Origin of the sequence: Psychroflexus aestuariivivens (assembly GCF_004010055.1) — a bacterium.
Lineage (GTDB): Bacteria > Bacteroidota > Bacteroidia > Flavobacteriales > Flavobacteriaceae > Psychroflexus > Psychroflexus aestuariivivens.
The window spans coordinates 88,466-110,770 of the sequence record NZ_RQVT01000051.1 but is presented as its reverse complement, the minus strand read 5'-3'; the positions used below and the strand labels follow the sequence as shown (position 1 = coordinate 110,770).

At 33.6% G+C, this 22,305-nt stretch carries 18 protein-coding genes; 1 reads left to right on the top strand and 17 read right to left on the bottom strand.

Translation table 11 applies throughout. The features are described 5' to 3' along the window. The first annotated feature begins 68 nt into the window (after window positions 1-68). Window positions 69-314, top strand: coding sequence for a hypothetical protein (locus tag EIG86_RS10895; RefSeq protein ID WP_127846210.1), 246 nt, complete (start codon window positions 69-71; stop codon window positions 312-314). On the opposite strand, the gene EIG86_RS10890 is transcribed toward EIG86_RS10895, so the two are convergent. The 17 genes from EIG86_RS10890 to EIG86_RS10810 form a co-directional block, all read right to left on the bottom strand. Next, window positions 311-2,359, bottom strand: coding sequence for a hypothetical protein (locus EIG86_RS10890; RefSeq protein ID WP_127846209.1), 2,049 nt, complete (start codon window positions 2,357-2,359; stop codon window positions 311-313). The genes EIG86_RS10895 and EIG86_RS10890 overlap by 4 nt on opposite strands. Further along, entirely contained in the window at window positions 2,359-4,653 is a 2,295-nt protein-coding gene (locus EIG86_RS10885) for a hypothetical protein (protein WP_127846208.1), read from the bottom strand. The genes EIG86_RS10890 and EIG86_RS10885 overlap by 1 nt, the downstream gene beginning before the upstream one ends. Next, the gene (locus EIG86_RS10880; RefSeq protein WP_127846207.1) at window positions 4,654-8,415 is read right to left on the bottom strand and encodes a phage tail tape measure protein; all 3,762 of its coding nucleotides are present in this window, start codon (window positions 8,413-8,415) and stop codon (window positions 4,654-4,656) included. It abuts the gene before it with no gap. Next, a complete protein-coding gene (locus EIG86_RS10875) occupies window positions 8,402-9,004 on the bottom strand; it encodes a hypothetical protein (protein WP_157983133.1) in 603 nt (200 codons plus the stop codon). Before EIG86_RS10875 ends, EIG86_RS10880 begins: the two co-directional genes overlap by 14 nt. Then, entirely contained in the window at window positions 9,001-9,441 is a 441-nt protein-coding gene (locus EIG86_RS10870) for a hypothetical protein (protein WP_127846205.1), read from the bottom strand. The genes EIG86_RS10875 and EIG86_RS10870 overlap by 4 nt, the downstream gene beginning before the upstream one ends. A 153-nt stretch (window positions 9,442-9,594) precedes the next feature. After that, window positions 9,595-10,458, bottom strand: a complete 864-nt coding sequence (locus tag EIG86_RS10865) for a hypothetical protein (RefSeq protein ID WP_127846204.1) — start codon at window positions 10,456-10,458, stop codon at window positions 9,595-9,597. 12 nt (window positions 10,459-10,470) lie between these two features. After that, window positions 10,471-10,971 (bottom strand): hypothetical protein, encoded by a 501-nt coding sequence (locus EIG86_RS10860; RefSeq protein ID WP_127846203.1) that lies wholly within the window; start codon window positions 10,969-10,971, stop codon window positions 10,471-10,473. Window position 10,972: 1 nt separating this feature from the next. Continuing rightward, window positions 10,973-11,545, bottom strand: a complete 573-nt coding sequence (locus EIG86_RS10855; RefSeq protein ID WP_127846202.1) for a hypothetical protein — start codon at window positions 11,543-11,545, stop codon at window positions 10,973-10,975. Window positions 11,546-11,557: 12 nt separating this feature from the next. Continuing rightward, window positions 11,558-12,853, bottom strand: coding sequence for a major capsid protein (locus EIG86_RS10850; protein WP_127846201.1), 1,296 nt, complete (start codon window positions 12,851-12,853; stop codon window positions 11,558-11,560). Between the two features lie 9 nt (window positions 12,854-12,862). Then, window positions 12,863-13,261: a hypothetical protein gene (locus EIG86_RS10845; protein WP_127846200.1), complete on the bottom strand. Its 399-nt coding sequence runs from the start codon at window positions 13,259-13,261 to the stop codon at window positions 12,863-12,865. 17 nt (window positions 13,262-13,278) lie between these two features. Further along, window positions 13,279-13,950 carry a hypothetical protein gene (locus tag EIG86_RS10840; protein WP_127846199.1) on the bottom strand — a complete coding sequence of 224 codons (672 nt, stop codon included), beginning with the start codon at window positions 13,948-13,950 and terminating at the stop codon, window positions 13,279-13,281. A 139-nt stretch (window positions 13,951-14,089) separates the two neighbouring features. Further along, on the bottom strand, window positions 14,090-14,308 hold the full coding sequence (locus EIG86_RS10835) for a hypothetical protein (protein WP_127846198.1): 219 nt from the start codon (window positions 14,306-14,308) through the stop codon (window positions 14,090-14,092). A gap of 13 nt (window positions 14,309-14,321) precedes the next feature. Further along, entirely contained in the window at window positions 14,322-16,772 is a 2,451-nt protein-coding gene (locus EIG86_RS10830) for a DEAD/DEAH box helicase (protein WP_127846197.1), read from the bottom strand. Then, on the bottom strand, window positions 16,769-18,610 hold the full coding sequence (locus EIG86_RS10825; protein ID WP_127846196.1) for a site-specific DNA-methyltransferase: 1,842 nt from the start codon (window positions 18,608-18,610) through the stop codon (window positions 16,769-16,771). The genes EIG86_RS10830 and EIG86_RS10825 overlap by 4 nt, the downstream gene beginning before the upstream one ends. A 134-nt stretch (window positions 18,611-18,744) precedes the next feature. Beyond that, entirely contained in the window at window positions 18,745-19,812 is a 1,068-nt protein-coding gene (locus EIG86_RS10820) for a hypothetical protein (protein WP_127846195.1), read from the bottom strand. Between the two features lie 68 nt (window positions 19,813-19,880). Next, window positions 19,881-20,801 carry a hypothetical protein gene (locus EIG86_RS10815; protein ID WP_127846194.1) on the bottom strand — a complete coding sequence of 307 codons (921 nt, stop codon included), beginning with the start codon at window positions 20,799-20,801 and terminating at the stop codon, window positions 19,881-19,883. A gap of 101 nt (window positions 20,802-20,902) precedes the next feature. Next, window positions 20,903-22,303, bottom strand: a complete 1,401-nt coding sequence (locus EIG86_RS10810; RefSeq protein WP_127846193.1) for a phage portal protein — start codon at window positions 22,301-22,303, stop codon at window positions 20,903-20,905. Between the last annotated feature and the right edge of the window lie 2 nt (window positions 22,304-22,305).

Below are 22,305 nucleotides of genomic sequence, written 5' to 3'. Positions count from 1 at the left end.
TTGTTTGCAGCTTAAAATTAAACAAAACTAGGTATTATTTAGAACTATTCTAAATAAAGTTACATTACATGAGAAAATCTTATATTTGTGATATGTTGATATTTATACTGATTTTATTGGTTGTTTTTGCTTTTGGCTTCACTGTATTTAAGAAAGTGACAGAACTTATTTTGGGCGTTGGTTCAAAGGAAAAACGAGATGATTCAGTTAGTCATTTCCATACACATCATCACCATTATTCAGTTGAAAATAATCTGAATGTCACTAAGGAAGACCTTGAAGAATTGCAAAGGCGAAAACATGACAGAGATTAATACTTAATAAATCCATCTTCACCATTATCTATAAATCCTGGAATTTCAACATTTGAAGTTGCAAATTCATTATTTCCTGAAGTTGAATCAAATACATTGTTTGACTTGATCATACTTGCTTTAACGATATAAAGATTTGTTTCTCCCAGTGGGCCTTCAATTTCAATAGCTTCTTTTTTGTATGCCACACTATCAATTAAAACGTTCGTGTGTGTAAGTCCTTGAATGATTTTTCGCATGATCTCTTTAGTCACTGGTTCAAACTCGAATTCATCACCTTCATGAACTGTTGCAGAAATCACCTCAGTTGTGCTATCTGTTTTTTGAGTTTCAGTTTCTTCATCAGATTGACCTGAAACTTTATTGATAGGAATTCTGATCTTATGTTCTATTCCAGTCATATAGAACATATCGGTATTGTGTTTGTTTTTATATCGAATTTCGATGGTATCAGGATGTTTTACCTTGACATTTATTTTTTCTGAAAGCAATGTGATTGTTCCAAAATTATCATCTTGATTAATGATTCTGACTTGAACGGTTTTATTCAGAAAATCAAAAAAATCAATCTCAAACTCATAAATCTCATAATTGCGTCGATCGTAAATTGATTTCGCAATAACATCAGTTTGAACTGATGTTTCCTTGCTAATAACCATGACATCAGCGGCAATTGTATCATCATAAATAATCTCTTCTATGAGATACCAAGCATTCTGAATTCTGACGAAATTACCAGTTTCACCCCATTCAGGCAGATTTCCATTTAAAGCATAATCTGTAATCGCCTCACCTGAACTATAATTATAAATATTTCCAGTGATAAAATACACACCTGTTTTGTTATCCGGTAAAGGATATATGATTGCATCTCTGGAATCATTCAAATCAATATTAGTTGAATGTTGCTCGATTGGAATATTTGTCGATTCATCAGTTTCTAAATCCAAAACCTCAGCTGTGATGTTTTCATAATTTGATAAAAACTGAGTACGTATGATATCCGCAGATTGAAATTGTTGGATTTCAGTATATGGCAATGGCACATTTACTTCACAGCTTAGCGTATTTTCATCAGTTTTGTAATTGGCTGCATCTCCAAAATCTACACGGTTGGCATATCGAATAGAATTGGACTTTGAAATATAAAAATATGGTGCACCACTACCCGCTTCTTGAGTAACAAAGTTTTTCTGTGTTTGACATCCAAATTGATCACGAACATACAAGGTATAATTCCCTGGTGTTAATCCAGAAAATATATTTGAATCTTGCCAAGTTTCACCATCCAATGAATATTCGAGTTCAAGCTCGTGTGGCCCAACTACCTCAGCATAAAAATCAACTATATTATTTACACCTTGGTTTAATAAGTTTACAACTACATTAGAACCTCCAGGCGTGTTTTGAATTTCTAAATCAAGATTATCGGAACTTAAAACATCGATGCCATTGTTGAAATTTATTTCTGCGGTTTGACCCTCTTCAGATTCTAGTTTCAACAGAAAAGGTTGACCACGCGGAATATAAAAACTCATATTGTTTTGCCCTGGGTTTGGGTTAGCAGAACCAGGACTTACTAAGTCAGCTATAGGAATCGTGGTTTCAACATGAATCCTGATATTTTGACAGGTATTTACATTTGGATTGATTCCGGCACTGAATGTTACTGAAGTAATTAAAAACAGATCTTCTGTCTCATCATCTATCACATAACTCACATGATTTGAACCCTCAACCCAGTTAAAACCATAAAAAACGTCTGTCGCTGCAATTCTAACTGTATTTCCAGTTCTTGTCACATTCATTCCATATTCTTCAGCTAAATCTGCCTCTAAAGCCGCTTGATAATTTATAGCACTTCTTAAACCTGGACTATCTTCTATAGGCACACCTTTAGTGACTTGATTTGGTGATTGACGAACATTCACCCAAGTATGATTTGAAGGATAAGTTAAGAACAAAACAGGCATTTCGAAATACACGTTTTCACCTATTTCTAAATCCTTATTAAAAGTTATCTCTATGCTTTTGAATTCTGCCATTACTTACTTGCTTTTAATATTTTCCACTTCCCTTTTTCGTTAGGTTTTACGTTGAATAGAAATCCAGTTTCCTTATCTCCGAATTCATTGATGAATTCAATAAGGCCATATTTATTTGGGATTCTTTTCCCTAAAATAGTTGTATAACCTTCTAAATCTCTAGCGGTTTCAAATTCAACTACATGCTCAAATTCAATCCACTCTGGAACAAATCGCTCCCTTTCCAATTCATTTGAAATGATATCATCATTTTCAGCATATTCCTGACCATTTACATAAGTATGATCAGGATTTATACTCATTTTTGTTTTTAGCCGACTGTTAGCCGTAGAGCTAGTGTATCTTATCCATTCATCGGGAAATTTTGAAACTGAAGCTCTGATTATCCAGCCATGACGTTTTAACATACAAAACGGTGTCAATCTCAAATTTGTAGCAGTTTCAGGTGAATAGATTCCTGTAGGTTCTTCATCGAAATCATCCTGCCATTTTCGCATTTTGAAATGTCCTAATTCCGTTGGTTTCACATCCATTAAGTGAATATCATTATCTCTGTCTGTATCTTCAGTTGGAAATAATGTTTTAGATTTTCTTCTAGTGAATTCTCTACCGTATGAGTCTGCCGAGTACTTAGATTTTTTTACAAAATCGTTATCAATAGTTTTTACTGGTGTTATAAAAGTTGAGGTTCCATTGTATTCATCCAATCCCATAGCTTGCTCATATTCTCCGCCCTTTTCATAACCGATTTCAATTCCTGAATAGTATTTTTTCTTTGCTACACTACGCTTGACATTTTTAACCTGGTATGGCAATTTTATAGTTACGGTTTTTTGATAGAAATACTTTTTATCCTCAATTCTTAGAATCTCCTTTTTTCCATCATTTTCAATACCTAAACCAAGATTCCAAACTGCTTGAAGCGATTCTATATAATCTTTCCAAGTCGTGGTAAATGGTTTGTACTTATTTTCTTCATCACTGGCATCTTTTTCAAAACCCCGTATCCAAAAACCATGAGACAAAGCGGTCATAGATGCCATGCCGTTTTTCTCATAACCAATAGCAGTCCGACCAAGTACTTCAGATTTGAAAATATTTGTTCTTCCGGTGATTATATGAGATAAACGCTCACCTAGTTCATGAGCTAATAATGACTTTGTGAATGTTGTTTGAAATTCACTGTCTTCCTCTACAGTTACTTTTCCTAGGAAATTATCAAAATCAACATAATATCTTGAGCGGTTCACTAATTGTCTTTCTAAAGCTCCGCGAATCAAAATAGCAACTTCAAAAGATTCTCCTTCTAATAATGTGATATCAAAACTTTGATCATTTACATCTACCCATTGATTTGATATTTGTTCAAGATCATCAGGATTATTATAATTTAAGTTTGAACTTGAATAATTTTTCGTCGCTGCATAAATTGTTGTGGTGGATTTATGATCGAAATCAAATCCATTTTCATACACATTGATTTGGATAGCTATGTAAGCCCAATTCACATCAAATTCTGTAATTCTAGGTTTGAAACCAATATCTTTAAAACTTACATTTAAGGTTCTTTCTCTTGAAAAATCAAACATTAACATCTGGTTCAAATCGCCTTGATTCATTACTGTTGAAAAAAAAGTAGTTGGCGTTTGTGCTAAGTTTTGATGAGAATTTTGTTCGAGCTTTAGTGGTAAGCTAATTTTTTTGGATTGAATAATATCACTACCACCATCAAATACGTCCCAATTGTAAGAAGTGGTTAAGCTAAAATCATTATTATCCTGATCCATTTCCCATTTAGACCTTAAAAAGATTCTTCTGCCTTCTAGTTTTACTTTTGAAGTTTCTAAATCTGGAATAGGTTGGCCATCTAATGTGTTGGTCCTTTCAATTTCAATTTTTTTGTTATTTCTGTTTTTTAGCTCTTGTTCTAGACCACCTGAATTGAATTTTAAAGAAATTTTGTTATCCTCATAAGTGTAAGTACTCATATCTAGATAACCAGTATATGACAAATACCAGGTATCTTCATAAGGGTGCTTTTCCTTTTTGCTCAATCTGATTTCAGCATTGATGTCAAAAATATCTTTGACAGCTTGGATGAAGTCAACAGCATCTCCATAAAACTTTAAGTTATTTGAAAATTTTGGAAAAATACCATCATAATCTTCATTCCTGGCCATTTCTTTATCATCCGTTTTCCATCCGATTGGCTCAGAAATAATCATACTGCCGTAGCCTTTTTGATAAAGCTCGTATTCTGCCCTATTGTTATATGCTGGATTAACTTGTCCCATTTATGAATTCCAACTAATATTTTTAAGTCTAAATAGTTCGTGATTGAAATCAGGTTGCTTTTCCTGATTGACAAAAACCTTAGTCTTATTGTTCTTGATTGTATTTTCAACTGAATCTAATTTCTCAATAACATCTTTGTTATCTGAAAATGATTCCCTCGCTTTAAAATCATTCAACTTTTTGTTATTGATATCTACAGATGCTAGCATTGAAGCACGCATCAATTGATTATATTCATCCAAACTTGGTGTGACTTTAGTTCCTTTCTTTAAATCTAAAATACTTGGAGAATCAACGATATAAGGTTCTTTTCCTGGTTCAGTAATAACCTCAGGTCTGACTTCACCAACTAAAGCTTTTCCGCCAGGATGATCTTCTGTACCTTCCATATACTGAGGAATAGGCTTAGCAAGTGCGGCAGCTAATTGTACTGCACCAATTGTTGCTGTTGCTGTTGCTAAAGGTGGTCCGAAAACTGGACCAAGTCCAACAGGTGGTGGTGCTAATGCGGCCATAGTTGCTTGTAACGTTGTTAAACCTATACTTAAAGCAGCAAACGATTTTTCTAGAATTGCTTGTTTGCGTTGCTCTTTACGTTTTTTCTTTTCGAGTTTTTGTCTTTCTGCTTCTTGCCTATCTCTAATTTCCTTTTCTTGATCGGCAGTGAGATTTTCATTTTCAAGCCAACGATTATATTTTTCATCAAGTTTTGCGATTTCCTGATCGATTGCATTGATTCTGCCCTGAAAAATTGAATTTGTTAAATCTCTAACAGCATTAGCCATTTGCGAGGAATAATAAATAATCCTTTCAGTTTTTGCATAAACTGATGATACCTCTTCTTTATCTTTTTCCTTTTTATTTTTAGTTGACAATTCGGACAAGTCACGTTTGATTTCAGCAACTTGTCGCTCATATTGAATGCGTTTGTCTTTGCTTAATTCTTCATTAGCTAATAATTGTTCAACAGCTTTAAGTTGTGTTTGAAGACCTTCCTCTGCATACTTCTTTTTTATTTCTGCAATTCTTCTTTCTCTGAGTTCTGCGGCATTAACTTCATTTTCATAAACTCCTTCTTTAGCTTGAAAAGCTTCATTTTCCAACCTAATTTCATTTTCCATCGCAGTTTGCTGGATGTTCTGTGCTCTTTTGGCTTCTTGTTGGATTTTTTCAACATCCAGTTGATCTGATGTATTTTCAGATTCATTAATGAGTTGCCTACGCTTTTCTAGGAATTTCTCTAAAGCAAGAATTTGTCTGTCATTCAGATTTGCTCTGATGTCTTCTGAAGCTTTTCCTGTCTTTTTTATTGCATTGATTTCTTCATCACTCAAATGATCAAACAAATTTGACTGTTCATTGGTGTTCAGAATTGCCAATTCGATTTCATCGTCATACCGATTTTGAAGCGCTTTTTGTTTTTCTTCAAAACTTGACTTATCACTTTTTAAAAGTTCATTGTTGAGCGTGATTTGTCTTTCTAGTCTGAATTTTTGCAATTCCTCTTCACTTAATTTAGTTTCTTCATTAGCTTCTTTAACGCCTAGAATTGCATCAATTTCATCTTCATAGGCTTTGATTTTATTATTGATTTGAACAGATCTACTTTTATCTGAAATCGTTAACTTTTGTTGTTCATCTTTTAATTCTTGAATTTTTCCTTTAAGAAATGCTACCGATCTAGCTTCCTCTTCTATTTTTTCAGAATTACTATCATCATTGCCATCATCAGAACTATTCATTTCAGATAAGACTTGATTTGTTGCTTCAATTGTAGCTTTGTTTCTTTGGTATTCTTTGTTGACTTCTTTTAAATCCTCTTTATAATCGCTAATTTCTAATGCAGAGTTCCATTTATTATCTATTTCGGATTGCAATCTGCTCATTTCTTTCATCAATTTTATTTGTTCATTTTGAGCATTTTTCATATCCTTTTGAGCTACAGCTCTTTTATTTTCTTCGTTGGTCCAACTCTTATAATATTTTAGTCGATCCTGTAATATTTTGTTATAAGTTTTATCCCTTAACTGTTCTTCACTTTTTGACAATTCAGTCATTCCATCAACCATGTTTTTTAAGATATCCAGACTTCGTTTGAATACTTTTGATAATGTTCCTTCACCATTTTCTAAGGATAAAATGAAAGATTCCCAGCTAGATTCTAACATAGCTATTTGATTGTCTAATGACTTCATCTGCTCATCAGTCAATTTTTTAAGACTACCTCCAGCTTGATCAAATTCTTTCTCGTAGGCATCTACTTTATCAATATTATCGGCTAGGATCAATCCTAATGTGGAAGATTCAGCACCAAATAACTTAGTAGATGTCATTAATCTATCTTGCGAATTATTGATTCTTTCTAAAGCTTCATCCAAGCCTAAACCCCTGTCATTTAATCTTGTAAATGAGGTGTTCATTAACCGACCTGCTCTGGCTGCTTTAATTCCGTTATCATTTAAAGTACCTATGATACCTGCAGTTCTTTGAAGTGTCAAATTCAGCGCATTCGCTGTTGGTGCTACATAGCCCATAGCATCACGAATTCTTTGAAAGTTTAATGCTGTCGATGTTCTAACATTCGCAATAATATCTGCGAATTCTTCACCACTTTCGGCACTTTTGTCAAATGCATTTAAAGTTTGTACCAGGAATTCCCCAGCTTCATCTGATGTTGTATTTAGTGCAATTGATAAATCATTAACTACAGGTGTCAGTGCTTTTACTTCTTCTTTAGTTTTACCTAATGAAAACAATGAAGTGGCCAGTTTTGCGACTTCATTTGAAGTTTTTGGACTAGAGCTAGCAACCGAAATAATGACACTTTGAACATCTTTAAGTTCCTTACGAGTTGTGCCGGCGATACCTGCAAGTTTGTTCATCTCAAAATCAAACTCCCTTACTCGTCTCGTAGCATCTCTGAGTACTCTGAAAGTCAAATCTAGACCACCCAAAACACCCATTTGTGTGGCTAAATTTCTAGCAGCTGCACCAGCATGTTTTAAAGCACTTGGATAATTTCCAACATTGCGCTGAAATTCGCCAACACTTGAGTCAACTTTTTTAAGTTTATTATCAAGATTGGTTATATCACGAAGGAGGTCTTTAGCTTCTTTGGAGGCTTCGCCCTCCTCCATTGCTAGACCTTTGTACTCACGTTTTAATTGTATTAATTTTACACTTTGCTTTTCGTATTCCGTAGCAAGTGTAGACGACATTTTTGCCGCTTCACGCTTATTTCTATTGAGTAGTTTTAAATCCTCACGTTCCGCAATAGTGAGTTTTTTAGTTTTCTTTTGAGCGCGCTCTTTTTGTCTTTTGAGTTGAAGTTCTTTGCGTTCAGTATCAAGACCAGCTTGCTTTGCCTTTTCTTCAGATCTGATGGCATCAGCTAATTGTTTTCTAATCCTTTCCTCTTCCTGAATTACCTTTTTTGCTTTAGCCTGGGCTTCTTGTTCAGCTTTTACGGCTTTAGCTGTTTTTTCTCTAGCAGCTTCCTCAGCTTTTAGAGCATCTGCGGTTTGTTTTCTTAGTTTTTCCTCTTCTTTTTGAAGTGCAATTAGATTCTTTCTGTTTTTAGAAGCCTTAAAACTCTTTTCTAATTTGGCATATTCTAAAGCAGATTGTTTGATTTCATCAAAAGAATTGACCCATTCTTGATTAGCACGAATGGCAGGATTCAAACTTTCAGCATATTCTTTACCTAGATTGAGTACCCGATCATCGACAATATCTTCTCTTGTGATCTTACCTTCTGCCATTTTTTTTAGGTTTGTTGGTTTCTAAAGTTTTTAGCTTTTCATTGCCAATTTTGATCAAGGCATAATATTGAGTTACAGTTATTTTATTAGTATCGATAAAGCCTGAACCTGTAAATGCTGAATAGTTTAAAATGGTTTCATCCAGATTGGTTTTCTTTGATGTTTGCTTTTTTGGAAGTTTGTTTTTGAGCTGTGAAATCTTATTTAAAATAGCTTCACTTTCTCTACTGATCTTATCCAAATCCTTTTCATATTGATTTGAATTTTTAGATTTTGATGAATGATTGAATTTATAACCATAATCATTCAGCATGTCTGCTAACTCATGATCATAATATTTCCAAAGCACACGAATTCCTAAATTGATGGCATTGTACTTTGAGGATAAAGATTCCATCTTTTGATATAGATTAAAAATCTTGGATGCTTTATTGTTTTGATTTAGGCTTTCATGTTCATTCTCTAGTTTTTCCCAGAGTGTATCAAGATCCTTATCTGTTTGTTCTGTGGCCAACAAATTTGTTTCTCCTGTCTCCAAAATCTTGAAAAACAGTTTAACTGGAATGATATCTAAGCTATCGTAAATCAAAACAAATTGTGCTTGAGGTATTTTAAAAATGAAGGCAATATTTTTTCATCAATCACTTTTCTAAGGTTTTCATCTGTCAACCCGAAAATGTCCTCAGAAAGTAAATTGTAAAGCACTTCTTCTTTCTTGCTGTCTGTAGCATCAAAGAAAATGCTGTGGTTTTCTACACGTGCAAAAACACTGTTTAGAAATTCTCCTGACTCCTTGAGGTCAAAAGGTTGTCCCATTCGTTTTCTTCCTCCCGTTATGGCTTCGGTACCTGCGGAATAAAAACCAATGGGATTACCTTCAACATCTGTACTGTGTTCATGAAGCGTATTGGCATTGATTTTTGCCAATAAATCTTCAATCTTTCGTATTAAGTCAAACAGCTCATCACTTATCCTTTGTGGTGTCAGCCTTTCCGCTTTTCTTATTGCTGTTAGAAAGTTTGACATTTTTAGTAGCGATTTTATGAGCTTTTTTTAGTTCTGCCTCACGCTCTTTGGATGGAATTGATTTAAAGACGTGAGTGTTTTCAAACTCCTTTTTGAATTCGTCAAAGGGGCGATTGTACCCCTTTGCGAATTTTATCCCTTTGTAACTAGCCATTAGTCTAGCTGAATTGAAAGTGGCGCTTCAGATTCATACATGATTTCGGTTTGCGCTATAACTCCATCCAAGTCTAGCTCATAACCATTGGCGAAATCTGTACCGGTGATTTCATAAACACCATCAGGATCTGGTGAAACAAATGATACTGTCTCAACAGCTCCAGATGCATCTTTGACCACGACATTACTTTCTTCAAAACTTTTGATTGCATTGCATGAGCAAACCGCCATAGCTTTGAATTTGATTGATGTTGCCGTAGCAGACACCAATTCTAAACGCACATCATAAATACCTTCGTAATCTGACATGTCGAATTCAGGTTTTAAAACTGAAAGCTTGTAAGGGTTGAATTTCAACATGACCTGGCAATTAGGAACACCATCAGCTGGTGCATCGTTTCTAATTCCAACTAAGAAAGAATTCAACGGTTCTCCCTGAACTTTGCCGTCATCCTTAACCACACAAAGCAATTCATTGTTTTCTGTGATTCTGAACACTCGGTTGTATTCAGAACTTTCAAAAGACTTCAAAGCTTCATAGCTACAAGAACTCAAATAGTGCGTGTAGTTCACGCCTTTGATGGCATCCTTGCTTTTGTAATCTGAGTATCTTCCCTCAGTGATCTGTTCCTCTCGATTGTTGACCTCGAGCTCTTCGATATCATAGAAAATAACGATATCTTTATTTTGTTTGGCTTCATCCCATTTCTCTTTGCTTTTGGCATCCTTTATAGATTCAAAAGTGAAATTGCCTTTAGCTAAGGCATAGGTTCTGACAGCACCTTCTAAGCGCTGTTTTTTTCCGCCTGTGTTTTTAGTCTTAGAACCTTCAGCTCCGCAGACTTCGTTAACAACTGTCATTATTGTATGATTTTAGCAGTTAATTTGATATCTCAATGTTCCATTGAAACTGATAGCGTGATAAGGTTGCATATCCTGAAAATCTGTGATGAAATCACTCAATGCACGTTGACCTTTATCAATGCTTTTTATTTTGAAAAACTTGATTCTGTTTAGAATCTCTTGGATTTCAATTTTGCATTCTTCATCAGCTCGATGTGGAATATCTGGTTTTAGGTTTTTTAAATTCAAAAGGAAAATGATCTTTACATCTGTGATGTTCAAAGGGGATTCGTATCTGGTTCTGCTATTCTCGAAAAAAAAGAATTGACAGTTTTTAGAATCATCCAAAAGCACATCTTTATAATCATCGCCTTCTTTAAAAAACGCGGGAAATGTCTTTTCACCTTTTTTAAGCTTATAGACACGCCCGTATGCGGTCATTTTATCATAATCTAGCTTAGTGTACAGCTTGTTTTGCAACAGCTGAATTTTTTCGTCTATTCCTTCAGGATTTTCTTTTGTATGATTCATCTTACCAAACTTTAGGGCTTCGAATTCTTAAACCATCTGGGAATAATATTTTGGAAGCATCTTTAATGGCCTGACTGTATTTGCTTGTCAATCCATTGGCGATTTGATTGCCTTTGGAATCTTTGAAGCCTTCCAACTCAATTTTGAGTTTGTCATATTTCAATTCAGCGTTGCGTTGTTGTTGATTAATTCTAGATGAACTGATCAACATTTCTATGCAAGTGATGGCCATATTGTAACCGATGCAATCATCAAAGATTTCAGCCTTATCAATGATAATATCGGAGTAGTCTTTACTACTCCGATAATATTCATTTTTATGAAGTAATTCAGTCAAAACAGATTTTGTGACATCTAGTTTGAGTTGATCCAGGAATGCGTTGAACTTCGTTTGCGAAGCTTCAATTTCATCCATAGTCATGTAGATGTTTTTCGGATTGACAAGCCTGTGATAAAATGCAAATGTTCTACCTGTGGTTCCATCTACATTACTTTCATCGACTTCAATTGGAAGACTTGATTTGCCAAATCCAATTCTGTTTTTTAAATTCTGAATAACTTCTGGGCTATACATACATCAAACGTATTATGCTGGTTCTTCGATGTTTTCTTCAAACACTTCGATTTCAGCTTCAGAAAGCTTATTGATCTTAGTTTGAAGTGTAGAATCCGCATTGGTCGCTTTAGCTTTCAAATCTTCATTTGCAAGATTAATCGCAGCTACTACACTAGATTTTGTATAATCTGTGCCTTCATAATTGAAAACTGAATCGCCTTCAGTTTGTTCTTCAGTTTCAGCTTCCTCTGAATCCAACATGTAAATAGAATCTACATTATGAATCACCGGAACGGCTAAAGCTTGAGAAGATGTGAACTCCTGAAGTGGATCGTTTTTATGATACTTGGATAGCAAAATAAAATCATCTGCTTTTTGATAAGACACTTGACTTACTGGATGATTTTCTTCAGCTAAAGTTCCCCAGGATAAGTCTCCAACATCCATAGAATCTAAGAATACAACGACGTTTTTCGCCCATGGCTTCACAGAAGTTCTTTTGCCATTCTTTTCGAAAGCAACAGAACGATCAATGATCACAATTTCTAAATTATAATTGTCACTCATCACATCATTGACTTGACTTAAAGTCGGTGTTGGAATGTTCTGCCCTGCAAAACCCATAGAAGCGGCAAACAATTCTTTAACCTCAGGATTTTTTCTCAGGTTTTTGAAAGTTCCGCGATCCATAAGCAAGTATCTTGGCGTGTGTCCTTTCTCACTGGCTCTGTCCATGATACGCTCAATGTCTGAAACAACTTTAGCAGAATCATTATCTGACCAAGGCTTTTCTGCACCGAATTTGTTTTCTTTTGGATGGCCAAAATCAATTCTGATGCCGATACCTGTGTTTTTGTCTTTGTCCTCAATGACAGTTACACCTGTGGATAAGGCTTGCAGAAACATGAATTCCAATTGCTCCAATACACCAACTGTACACTTTTTGGTATCACCAAATAACTTTTTGATGATTTCATTTGTACGGTCATTGTTCTGATTGGTTCTTTCCAGAATATCCAAATCTGTCATTGTGCGTTCATCTAAAGCCAGCTTCATTCCAATCTTTGGAATGTCGCCTTCAGCTTTTCTGAGTGAATCACGCTTTTTCAATGGCAGGCTTGAATTCATAGAAACAACATCAGCGGCAATGTGTGTATTGTTGCTTGAGAGTGAACTCCACTTCAATGTTGGCGAATACACTTTTTTAAGCATACTTCGCCACATGTAAGTCAGTTCGGCTTCCTTTCCGTTGATTTTCTCAACGACTTTAGAGACAATAGGCTTGAACCATTTGTCTACATATTGTTTGAAAAGAGATTTTTCCATAATGATCTATTAGTTTTTAGTAAATCGAACTAAGGCTATAGCTGACTTCATTGCACTTGTATAACTTGGTAGACCAGCATTCTTTGCGGCTTCCTCATTTACAGTTCCTCTTACCATAACTGAAGCCAATGGCTTTTTGGTAAGTACAGTTCCAACCAAAACACCTACATAGGTGTGGTTTGCAGGTTTAGCGGCGTAATCATCTCCAGCGCCATTTAGTGGCATTGGTTTTAATGCGCCTGTCTCATCATTTTCAATGATGGTGTGACCTGCCTGAATAACATCTTTGCCGAATCCTTCGACATCTAGCGTTCTTCCGCCTGGAATATCCTCGATCAATTCCTGAATGATGATTGAATCATCACTGGTATTGACAGCAGAACTACGCGTTAAATTTGCTTCTGGCATTTTCTTGTCTTTTTAGATTAAAGATTTTCTACAACTGAATCTACTTCTTCGTCAGAAGGTTTGTCAACATCAGTTCCACTAGCTGGAGGCGTTCCGGCATAACTGCCATTGTCTTTTTGAGTTTGTACCAAATCTTTGTACTCACTCTCTAAAGATTCAATTTGTTCCTCAACTGGTGTTTCTGATTCAACGTTGATTTGTCTGAAAAAGAAATCTTTGTTCTTGTCTTTAAGCGACTTAAAGGTTTCGTTTTCATCAAACAACTCTCTAGCGGATTTGGTTTTAGTCTCAATGACTTTCCCTTTTTTGATTTCCTGAAGCTCTGTTGACAGTTTTTTGTTACTGTCGATTAATGATTTTGCCCATTTCGGGACATTACCATCATCGTCTTCATCATCATCGTTTTCGCTAGGAGTTTTAGGATCTTCACCGTCACTAGGATTTGGGTCCTGCTTTTGATTGGCTTTTTTCTCAAGATTTCTCACACGATCATCTTCGCGTGCAATGTCCTCAAAAGGCATGAAGTCATTGGCATCTTGAATTACTTCATCAATCGCAGTATCATCCGCATCGTCATCCGGTTTCTTTGCAAGTCTTGCCGAGATTTCGTCAATCCTTTTTTTGGATAAGTTGACTTTCGGGAATTTGGCCTTCAGTCTTTCCTTGATCCTTTTAACTTCTACTGACATAAGAATTAGATTTAAATTGTTCGTTCTAGACAAATTTAAATCTTTTAAGATTATTTAGAATGTTTCTAAATAATAAGTTACACACAAAAAAAACCGCTTATGGTGGGGCGGGTTTTAATCATATTAGTAAAAATGATGTTTAACTAAAATTTAAAGATAACCAGTCTTTGAGTTTATTGATATCTCTAAACATATCGCCTTTTGCTTTAGGCAAAATAGGTTGAGCTATTCCATGAGCTGAAAGGTTAATTTTAAAAGGAAATTTTTCTTTGTTAGTATGATGTAAATCAATGGAATTATTTTCGAGCGGATTAATTTCAGTAAAACCTAAGTCTTTTAATTCTTTTTTAGTTATCATAAATTTTCTATTTTTAGTTAAATAATTTTTCAAATAGTATCCAGTTTTTATTTAAACTATTAGGATTGTATTTATAATCAAATTTTACTGTTTTAACCTCAGATTTCGAATTTTTTGATAAATATTTTTCATTACTAAAGTAATACCATTGATTATTCTCTAAGATAACAAGACCACCAACATATATATTTTCATTCTCATTTAATACTTTCAGCTTATCTGCAAGGCCCACAGCTCGACCCTCAGGATTATGTGCTGTTTGTCCACTTTTAGTGTCAAAAATGCCAATTCTACCATCTTTAAATTTCATAATCCAATCCGGATAAAACAGTGATTCTTTCTCTTTCGCTGTGTTGTAATATTTTAAGCAATAAAACTCTTTTCCTGAATCTCCATTTTTAAACCACCAATCTAAATTGTCTTTTTTCTGTTCCAGGTAATTCAAGAATCTTAATTCATTGTCTCGTCCTTTATATTCCTTTTTCAAATAGAATGGTTGGATAGCACTTAACTCGGAAGTTCCTTCTTGTGCTTTCAATTGTGCATAGTCATCTGTAAAAGTGTATTCCTCTTTAATTTCAAAAAGTGGTGCTTCGCGTTTTTCTATGTCTTTTTTTCGCTTTTCAAGATATTCTTTTTTTACAGGATAATAGTCTTTCAAAGTTTTAGTTAAGGCTTGTCTGAAAATACTTGATTGCTCCTTGTTTAAATCATTGATTAGAATACGATAGTACAAGTTACTGTCTTGGTCAAATATACTTTTAAACCATACTCTAAAAGCCGATTTCAAAGGCGACCAAGAACGAGAAACGTTTGAAACTTTTGCTTCTGTTTCTGTTTGTTCTGAAAGAAGTTGAAAGCAATACCAATTGAATAATTTCTCAACATCATTTCTTGAAATTTCATAATCTTCTTCGTGTCCTTTTTTGGCAAAGTCTAAATTGATTTTGTCATAATCTGTAAACTCCGCATCAACAATTAATTTGTTTGTTAAAGTTGGGTTTATGTTTATGCCTTTTGCTTGAATTTTTTCTCGCATTATAGCTGGGTGGTCTTGCTCTTCAAAACCAAAATAATTGTCAAATGATTTTAAGAAACCCATTTGAAATTTTACTGCGTGACCTAAATCGCCATAATCAACACGAGAAACAAAGTCAGAATATAAACCCTCAATATTCTCTAAATCTTCTTTTCGTTTTGAGGTGTATATAAAAGGTTTGTTTTTAGTTCCTTGGTCTGGGATTTCTACATCATTACGCTTGTAGTTGGTGTATAAATATCCTGTTCGTAAATTCGGATTGTTCTTGTAGTCGTCTTTGCGGTTTGGTTCTGCCATTCGTAAAATTCTACCAATGGTCTGAACGTAAAACGAAGCTGAATTAATCTCTCTGAACATTACCAAAATATGAGCTCTCGGACAATCCCATCCTGTTCCTGCGGCTTGTTTGAAAAGCATAAAATCTACATCACTTTCATTGTGTGTAATGAAGTCCATATTTTTCTGCTTGCCGTCAAACCATAAGGCAACATTTCTGTCTGTGTTTATTTTCTTTTTTTGAAGATAATTTAAAACTATTTCCTCTTTGGTTTTTTGTCCTGCGTCTTTCAAACGACTATCGTCATTTGGCAATTGGATTAAAACCAATGGATTTATGTTTTTGCCTAAAGTTTTGTATTCAGCTTTTATTTCTTGTTGGCGTTCAATAGCTAAATCTAAAAGTAACTCGTCTAAATCTTTGTTTGGGTATTTTGCTAAATCTTCTTCGGTTTGAACTGCAATTTTTTCTTTGATTAATCCTTCTTCAACTACTTCTTCACGTTTAACCCCAACGTAACCTGCTGTTCCTTCTTCAATTTCATCAATTCCGGGTATGTTTTTGGGCGTTGCAGAAACATTGAGAATTACTTTTGGATTGATAATGTCAATTACCTCTTGGGCTAAATTTGTATCTCGGTTTTTGTGACTTTCGTCTATGATTAAAACAAATTCTCTACCCTCTTTGTGGGTGTTTTCGATTAAATCCTCAAAGTAGTAACCTTGCTCTTTTAAAAATTCTTCTTCATCAGGTCTTCGCAACAATCGGTTTTCTTTTTTGGAAGCAACCAACTTTTGCCAATTGATAAATAGAATATCGTTTTTGTATAGTTTGCCTTGTTTAAAATCATTTACTGTAAGTAAACCATTTTCAAGATTTGTATCAAAATACTCGTGAAACTTGTCTTTGCTTTGCATTGCCAAGTCTTCCGAAAACGTAATCCAAATAAAAGCTTTATCATAATCCCAAGTTGGTATATTGTTCAAACTATGCACAAAGTTGGCAACCATAAAAGTCTTACCACTTCCTGTGGGTGATTTGAACGCCAAAAGTCTTTGTGGTTCTGTATTTCCCCACAAATTTGTAAATGTGGAAACTAATTTATCTATGGCTTTCGTTTGAAAGTTTAATGGACTGTATCTGCTCATACGGTAACTATATTATATATCCTTTTGTAAATTTCTAAAATGGGTTGTGGAATGGTTTTAATTGTAATGTGTTCCAAATGGTCAAAAAGAGCCTCAAACTCACTTCTATTTCCCCAACTAAAAAGATACAATGCGATTGGTTTTTCTATATTTTCTACTTTCTCTAAAAAAGCCTCCATTTCAGTCATTTCTTCTTTGAAGTAAATGGCGGTTACTTTTTTATCGTTTTCAAACAGTTGATAACAACTGCTTAATTCTATTTCTTCTAATGTGTTTTCTGCAATGGCAAGCAAATAGCCTGCTTTGTGAGCCAATGAAGATTTATCTTCATCTGTTGCTGAAAGAATATTGTTAGAACCTACAAAATCGGTTTTGTAAAATTTTAATGAATTACCAAGCCCTTGGATTTTATTTTTCTTTAAATCAATATATCCCTCAATAACTTTTTTACTTCTTGGATATGTTACTTCAGTACAAATATTTCCTTCATCATTTGTACAAATAATGTTTTGAATTTTATATCCTTGATTATTTAAATCTAAACAAGCGTGTAATGTAGTGCCTGAACCTGCAAAAAAGTCTAAAACGGTAGATTTTTGGTTTGTTGATAATTGAATAAGGTCAATAATTAAGTCAATTGGTTTTGGGTTTTTAAAAGCCTTATAGCCTAAAATGTTTTTTAATTGTGCTGTGCCATTCCCACTTGAATATTCAGGCTTGTAAAATAATGATTTCGGTTTTTTTGTTGGTAATTCATTTAAATCAGGTCTTTGTTTTTTATATAAAGAAATCCCGTTTTTGGTTCGACTGATAATAACGTCTGTTTTTAGTCTTTTCCTGTTTTTTTCTGAAAATCCCCAACGCCATCTGCCGTATTTATCGCCTGAAAAAGGTAAAACAGTTTCAAACCCATCTTTTTCATATTGCGCTATTATTTCTTTTAAGAATTTATCATTAAAGGTTTTTGTCTGTTTATCATATAGTTGAAAATGTTCCTCTTTTGTAAGAGAGAATGCTTCGTCATTTTTTATAAATATTGGATAGAACATTTCTGCCCTATCTTCTCTTTTGTCTTCTTCTCCTGTTGCACGCATAGGTGCACCTTTTTTGAAAAAACCAATTTCATCTTCTTCCCATTTTTCTAATTCAGAATCATCTAAATCAAATTGATTAAATGTGCATTTAGAAATGTCTTTAGCAAAAATTACTGTGTATTCGTGAGTTCCTGCAAAGGCAAATTCATCTTGATTACCTTTAAGGTTCATAATTGTTGGTAGCACCGCAACTTGGTTGTAACTGCCAAAAACCTTTGCACAAAGTAAAACAAGGTTTGCTACTTCATTATCGTCAATACTTATTACGATTTTGCCTGTGTCTTTTAGTAAGTCTTTTGCTAAATCTAATCTTTTGTACATAAAAGAAAGCCAATAACTATGTCTTAATGGCGAGTCTTTCGGTACAGTAGTTCCATCAGGAAATTTGTCGATTATCCTTTTGTCTTTATATGTAAATCCGTCCTTTCCTGTGTTGTAAGGTGGGTCAATATAGATTAGGTCAATCTTTCCTTTGTGCGTATAATTTAAGCAAGTAAGCGAATGGTAATTGTCTCCTTCAATTAAAATGTGGGTTGGTTTTCCGTCCTCATTTTTTATGGCTTTTTCTTTTACCTCTGTCAATATAGGTAGCTGGTTTTCACTTTCTTCTTCAAATGCTTCTGGCACGTCCAACCAAGTAATTCCGTATTTCTCGGTTTTAATTCGGTTGTTGGCAACTTCTAGTTTTTTTTGTAAAATATGAATTTCTTTAAGCAATTTTTGCTCTTTAGATATCTGATTCATTTTCTTAAATTATTTTATTAAAGCAATTACTAAGTAATAGTAAAATTACCTCTGCAAAACTAATTTAATTAATTGCAGAAATACTAATTATAGTATCCAAAACTCAATAAATATAAATCTTGTTAGAATAGCTATCAACTATCAATTTTATTTTCAAGTAATTTTATTTTGTTTTCAAGTTGCCTAATTTCTTCAACATTATTTTTAAGCTTTTTTATCTCACTTCTGACGGATGAATTTGATTCATTTACATCTTCTGATTCATTTATCTCTTCTTCATTAGGCTCTATAAAATCAACAGCTCCACCTTTTTGAGTAAAATTAATTAGTTTAGTAATAGACTTTTCTAAAGCATTTACTTTATCGCCTTCTGTTTGTTTATTTAAACCAAGTTCTTCGATAACTAATTCAAGTATTAAATTAATTCCTTTTTCTTTTTCAAGTTTGGCTGCTTTTTTAACCTCCTTCTCAATGTTTTCATTAGAAAGTTTCATTGCCTTTAGCTCTTCAGCTTTCTTTAATATATCAATTACTCTTTCAGCAATTTTAAGACCTTTGAGCAATATGGTACTAACCGAAGTTGCAATACTAGCCAAAACTGCCATTTCGATAATTAATGAACCTTTTTGAGCTCCTACAATTTTAAAATCTTCTGGAGTAAAGCCTTGAGCCATTGCAATCCCGCGCCCTATATCATACCAGACTGTGCTAAGTTTTTTAAAATCAGTAATATCGTTAATTGCAACACTATCTTGAAAATACACTCGCATCATTATTGTATCTTCAGGTAGCTCTCCGTCATCAATTGAAAATGACTTACCTAAAACTGTATCTAATTCATTAATTTTTTTTACTGCATTTTGAACCCTACTGTTAAATTCTCCGACTTTATTTGCAGCAGTTGCAATATCTAATTTGTTTTTATATAATATTGACTCAATATTACTTATCCCTTCACTTCCTAAGAGATCTAAAATTTCTATCTGTTCTAAAAATTTAATTTGTTCTAATGTCAATGAATTTATATTTACTTCAGTTAAAGATTCAAATAATTCATTCTTTTCATTTTCAAAAGGCTGTTTAGAATTTGAAGTATTTTGATTCATTATCTTAAATAAATCACTGTAATAATTTGGTATTTTTCTCTTAACAATATTTTTCTTGAACCATTCAGTCAAACGTAATAATTCTGATATTTGCATAATTTAATTTTACTAAATTAATAACTCTCTATTTTTAAATATTTTAATGTATTATTAAAACATTTATTTTACAAATTTTTCATTTCCCAATAATTTTCCACGCCTATTTTTTCTCTATCTTTAAGATATGAACAGAAGATAGATGCTTTTTTCAAATTGACTAATCCTTTAGCAATTTCTGGTAGCATTTCTTCAGTCAAATTCTTATTTGTCAAATCTATTCTTTTTGTAACGGTTGGAATATTAGGTTTAGAGATAGCATCCTCAAATGGGTTTTGATTTGAGTTTTTGTCCATAAAATAGATACTTTGTGAATAATTGTTTCCTAAATTATCTCTGTATTGAACATAAATTTCAAATGCTCTATCTCCAATTGGATAATCAATTGGCATAATTATTCTTTTATTTTTTGGAAATGAATGATAAATTCCTCTTTCACATATTGCCCATAATTCATCATCTATTAAATCTCCAATTTTCAAATTTTCCTTATGTCTTTCATCGACCCAATCTTCAATAAATTTTTTATGTTCATAGCTAAATTCAGCTTCAGTGATAAATAACCAAATGTCAACATCAAATATTGGGTTATCACTTTGATTAGATATAATTAAACATTCTTTCCCTCTGATAATTTTTGAATTATACTGTAAAAATGGAAGATTGCTCAATCTAATTTGCTCGTTCATTAATTTTGCTGTTTGTTCTTGAGCATCAGCAGTTCTTGATAATTCTTCCCTTGTGTATTCTAACTCTTTTCTTTGTAAACTTAATTCTGTTTTTTGAAGATAAATAGTGTAAATTATAACAGCCAAAGCTAAACCTGAAAATAATGAATTTATTGCTCCAAAAGTATCACCAAATGAAGCACTTTCTTTCCAGTTTTTAAAAAAGAACCAACTTATAATTCCAGAAAAAAGCCAAATTGAAATCACCAAAATTATTAGTGATTTCAATGAAATCATGTTATTGTCTTTTTTTTTAGCCATTAGTTTTTTCAGCTTGTGGGCAACTTCCAAATATCAAGAACAATTATAGAAAACTTATTGATATTGACTGTTTATGTTAACGGATATAAATATATATAAAATTATTCAACTGGAGCTTTTTCGGTTTTAATCCCTTCCATTTCCTTTTCAACATCTTTGACCAGGTCTAGTTTTTTTATGGCAGTTTCCACGCTCATAATGCCAGAATCAACTGCACTAGCATAAGTTTCAATCGTTTCTTTGATGTCATCTGGAATGATGGAATTGAACTGAACTTTAATGTAAGTATTTTCAACATACTTTTTGAGATTAGTCAATCTTGTTTCGATAGTCCCAGAAATAAATACATTGATGATCCGCTCGATCATTGGCTGATTCAAACTGGTGTTATTCATTGTAGCTTTGATCATAGCATCTAAAAACATCAGCTTTATGGCCACGCCTGAAATAGTACCCAAACCTTTGATATTGTCAAATGAGATATCAGGCGTTGATGATAAGGAATAAATATATTTTTCAAGTCGATCCAATTCGAGCTTGACAGATTCAGGTGCATTGTCATGGGTTAAAAATTCAACATCAGAAGAGATGATTTTGCCATCGTCGGTTTCCTTTTGTTCCAATCTAAAAGCTTTGCCATCTTCATCTTTATCAGGTGCGCCTTCCACATCACCGTAAAGCTTTAGAATTGGATGCCCAGCATAATCATTTGAATTACCTAGCTTTGATAGACTGACCTCTAGCCTATCAATCATTTTTTCAGAAATATGCCATTCTGGTTTGTCTTGAGCGGTGTAAACAATTGGAATTTTAGAAAAACCATGATCTTCAGAATCCATAAGTTCCATTTTACCTGTGGTGCTTTTAAGCTTATAAACTTTGGTTTCATCGTAAATCCAAGCGTGTTTGGTTTCTTTATTCTCTTCATCTTTTAATGTGAATTCCCACATAAAAAGCTTCATATCACCATACTCATCAAAGTATGGAGACATCACGCCATATTTGTTTTCAAGGACTTTGGTTTTGATTTCCTTGTTTTTATTACTGCCTAGTTTTTTGTTGAAAGTTTTGTTTTTGTCAACGTCTTTGATGTAAAACAATAAAGCTGATTGCAATTCACTTTTACGCAAAGAAACCATTTTCATAATACTAGAATCAACTCGGTTCGCTTCCCAGAGCCTTTCAATTTCTTCGGTTAAGTCGTTGGCTTCACTTGGAACTAGGCTGACAGGTTCACCAACTTCAAAAGCTGTGGATGTGGTGACGATTTTATTTTGAAACGGCACAGGTATTCTCACAGAGCTAACTTTTTTCCGCTTCTCTCCTTCTCCAATCATTTTATCCTTTTGAACCTTACCGATTTGAGTATCACGTAAATTCCTATCAATAAGATCAAATTCAGATTTGAGGTTTTTGATTTTGGTGAAATCCATAAAGCATCTGTTCTTGATCAGATTGATAGCTTTTTGCGGTTCTGTTTTGATTAACTCGACTAGTTCCATAA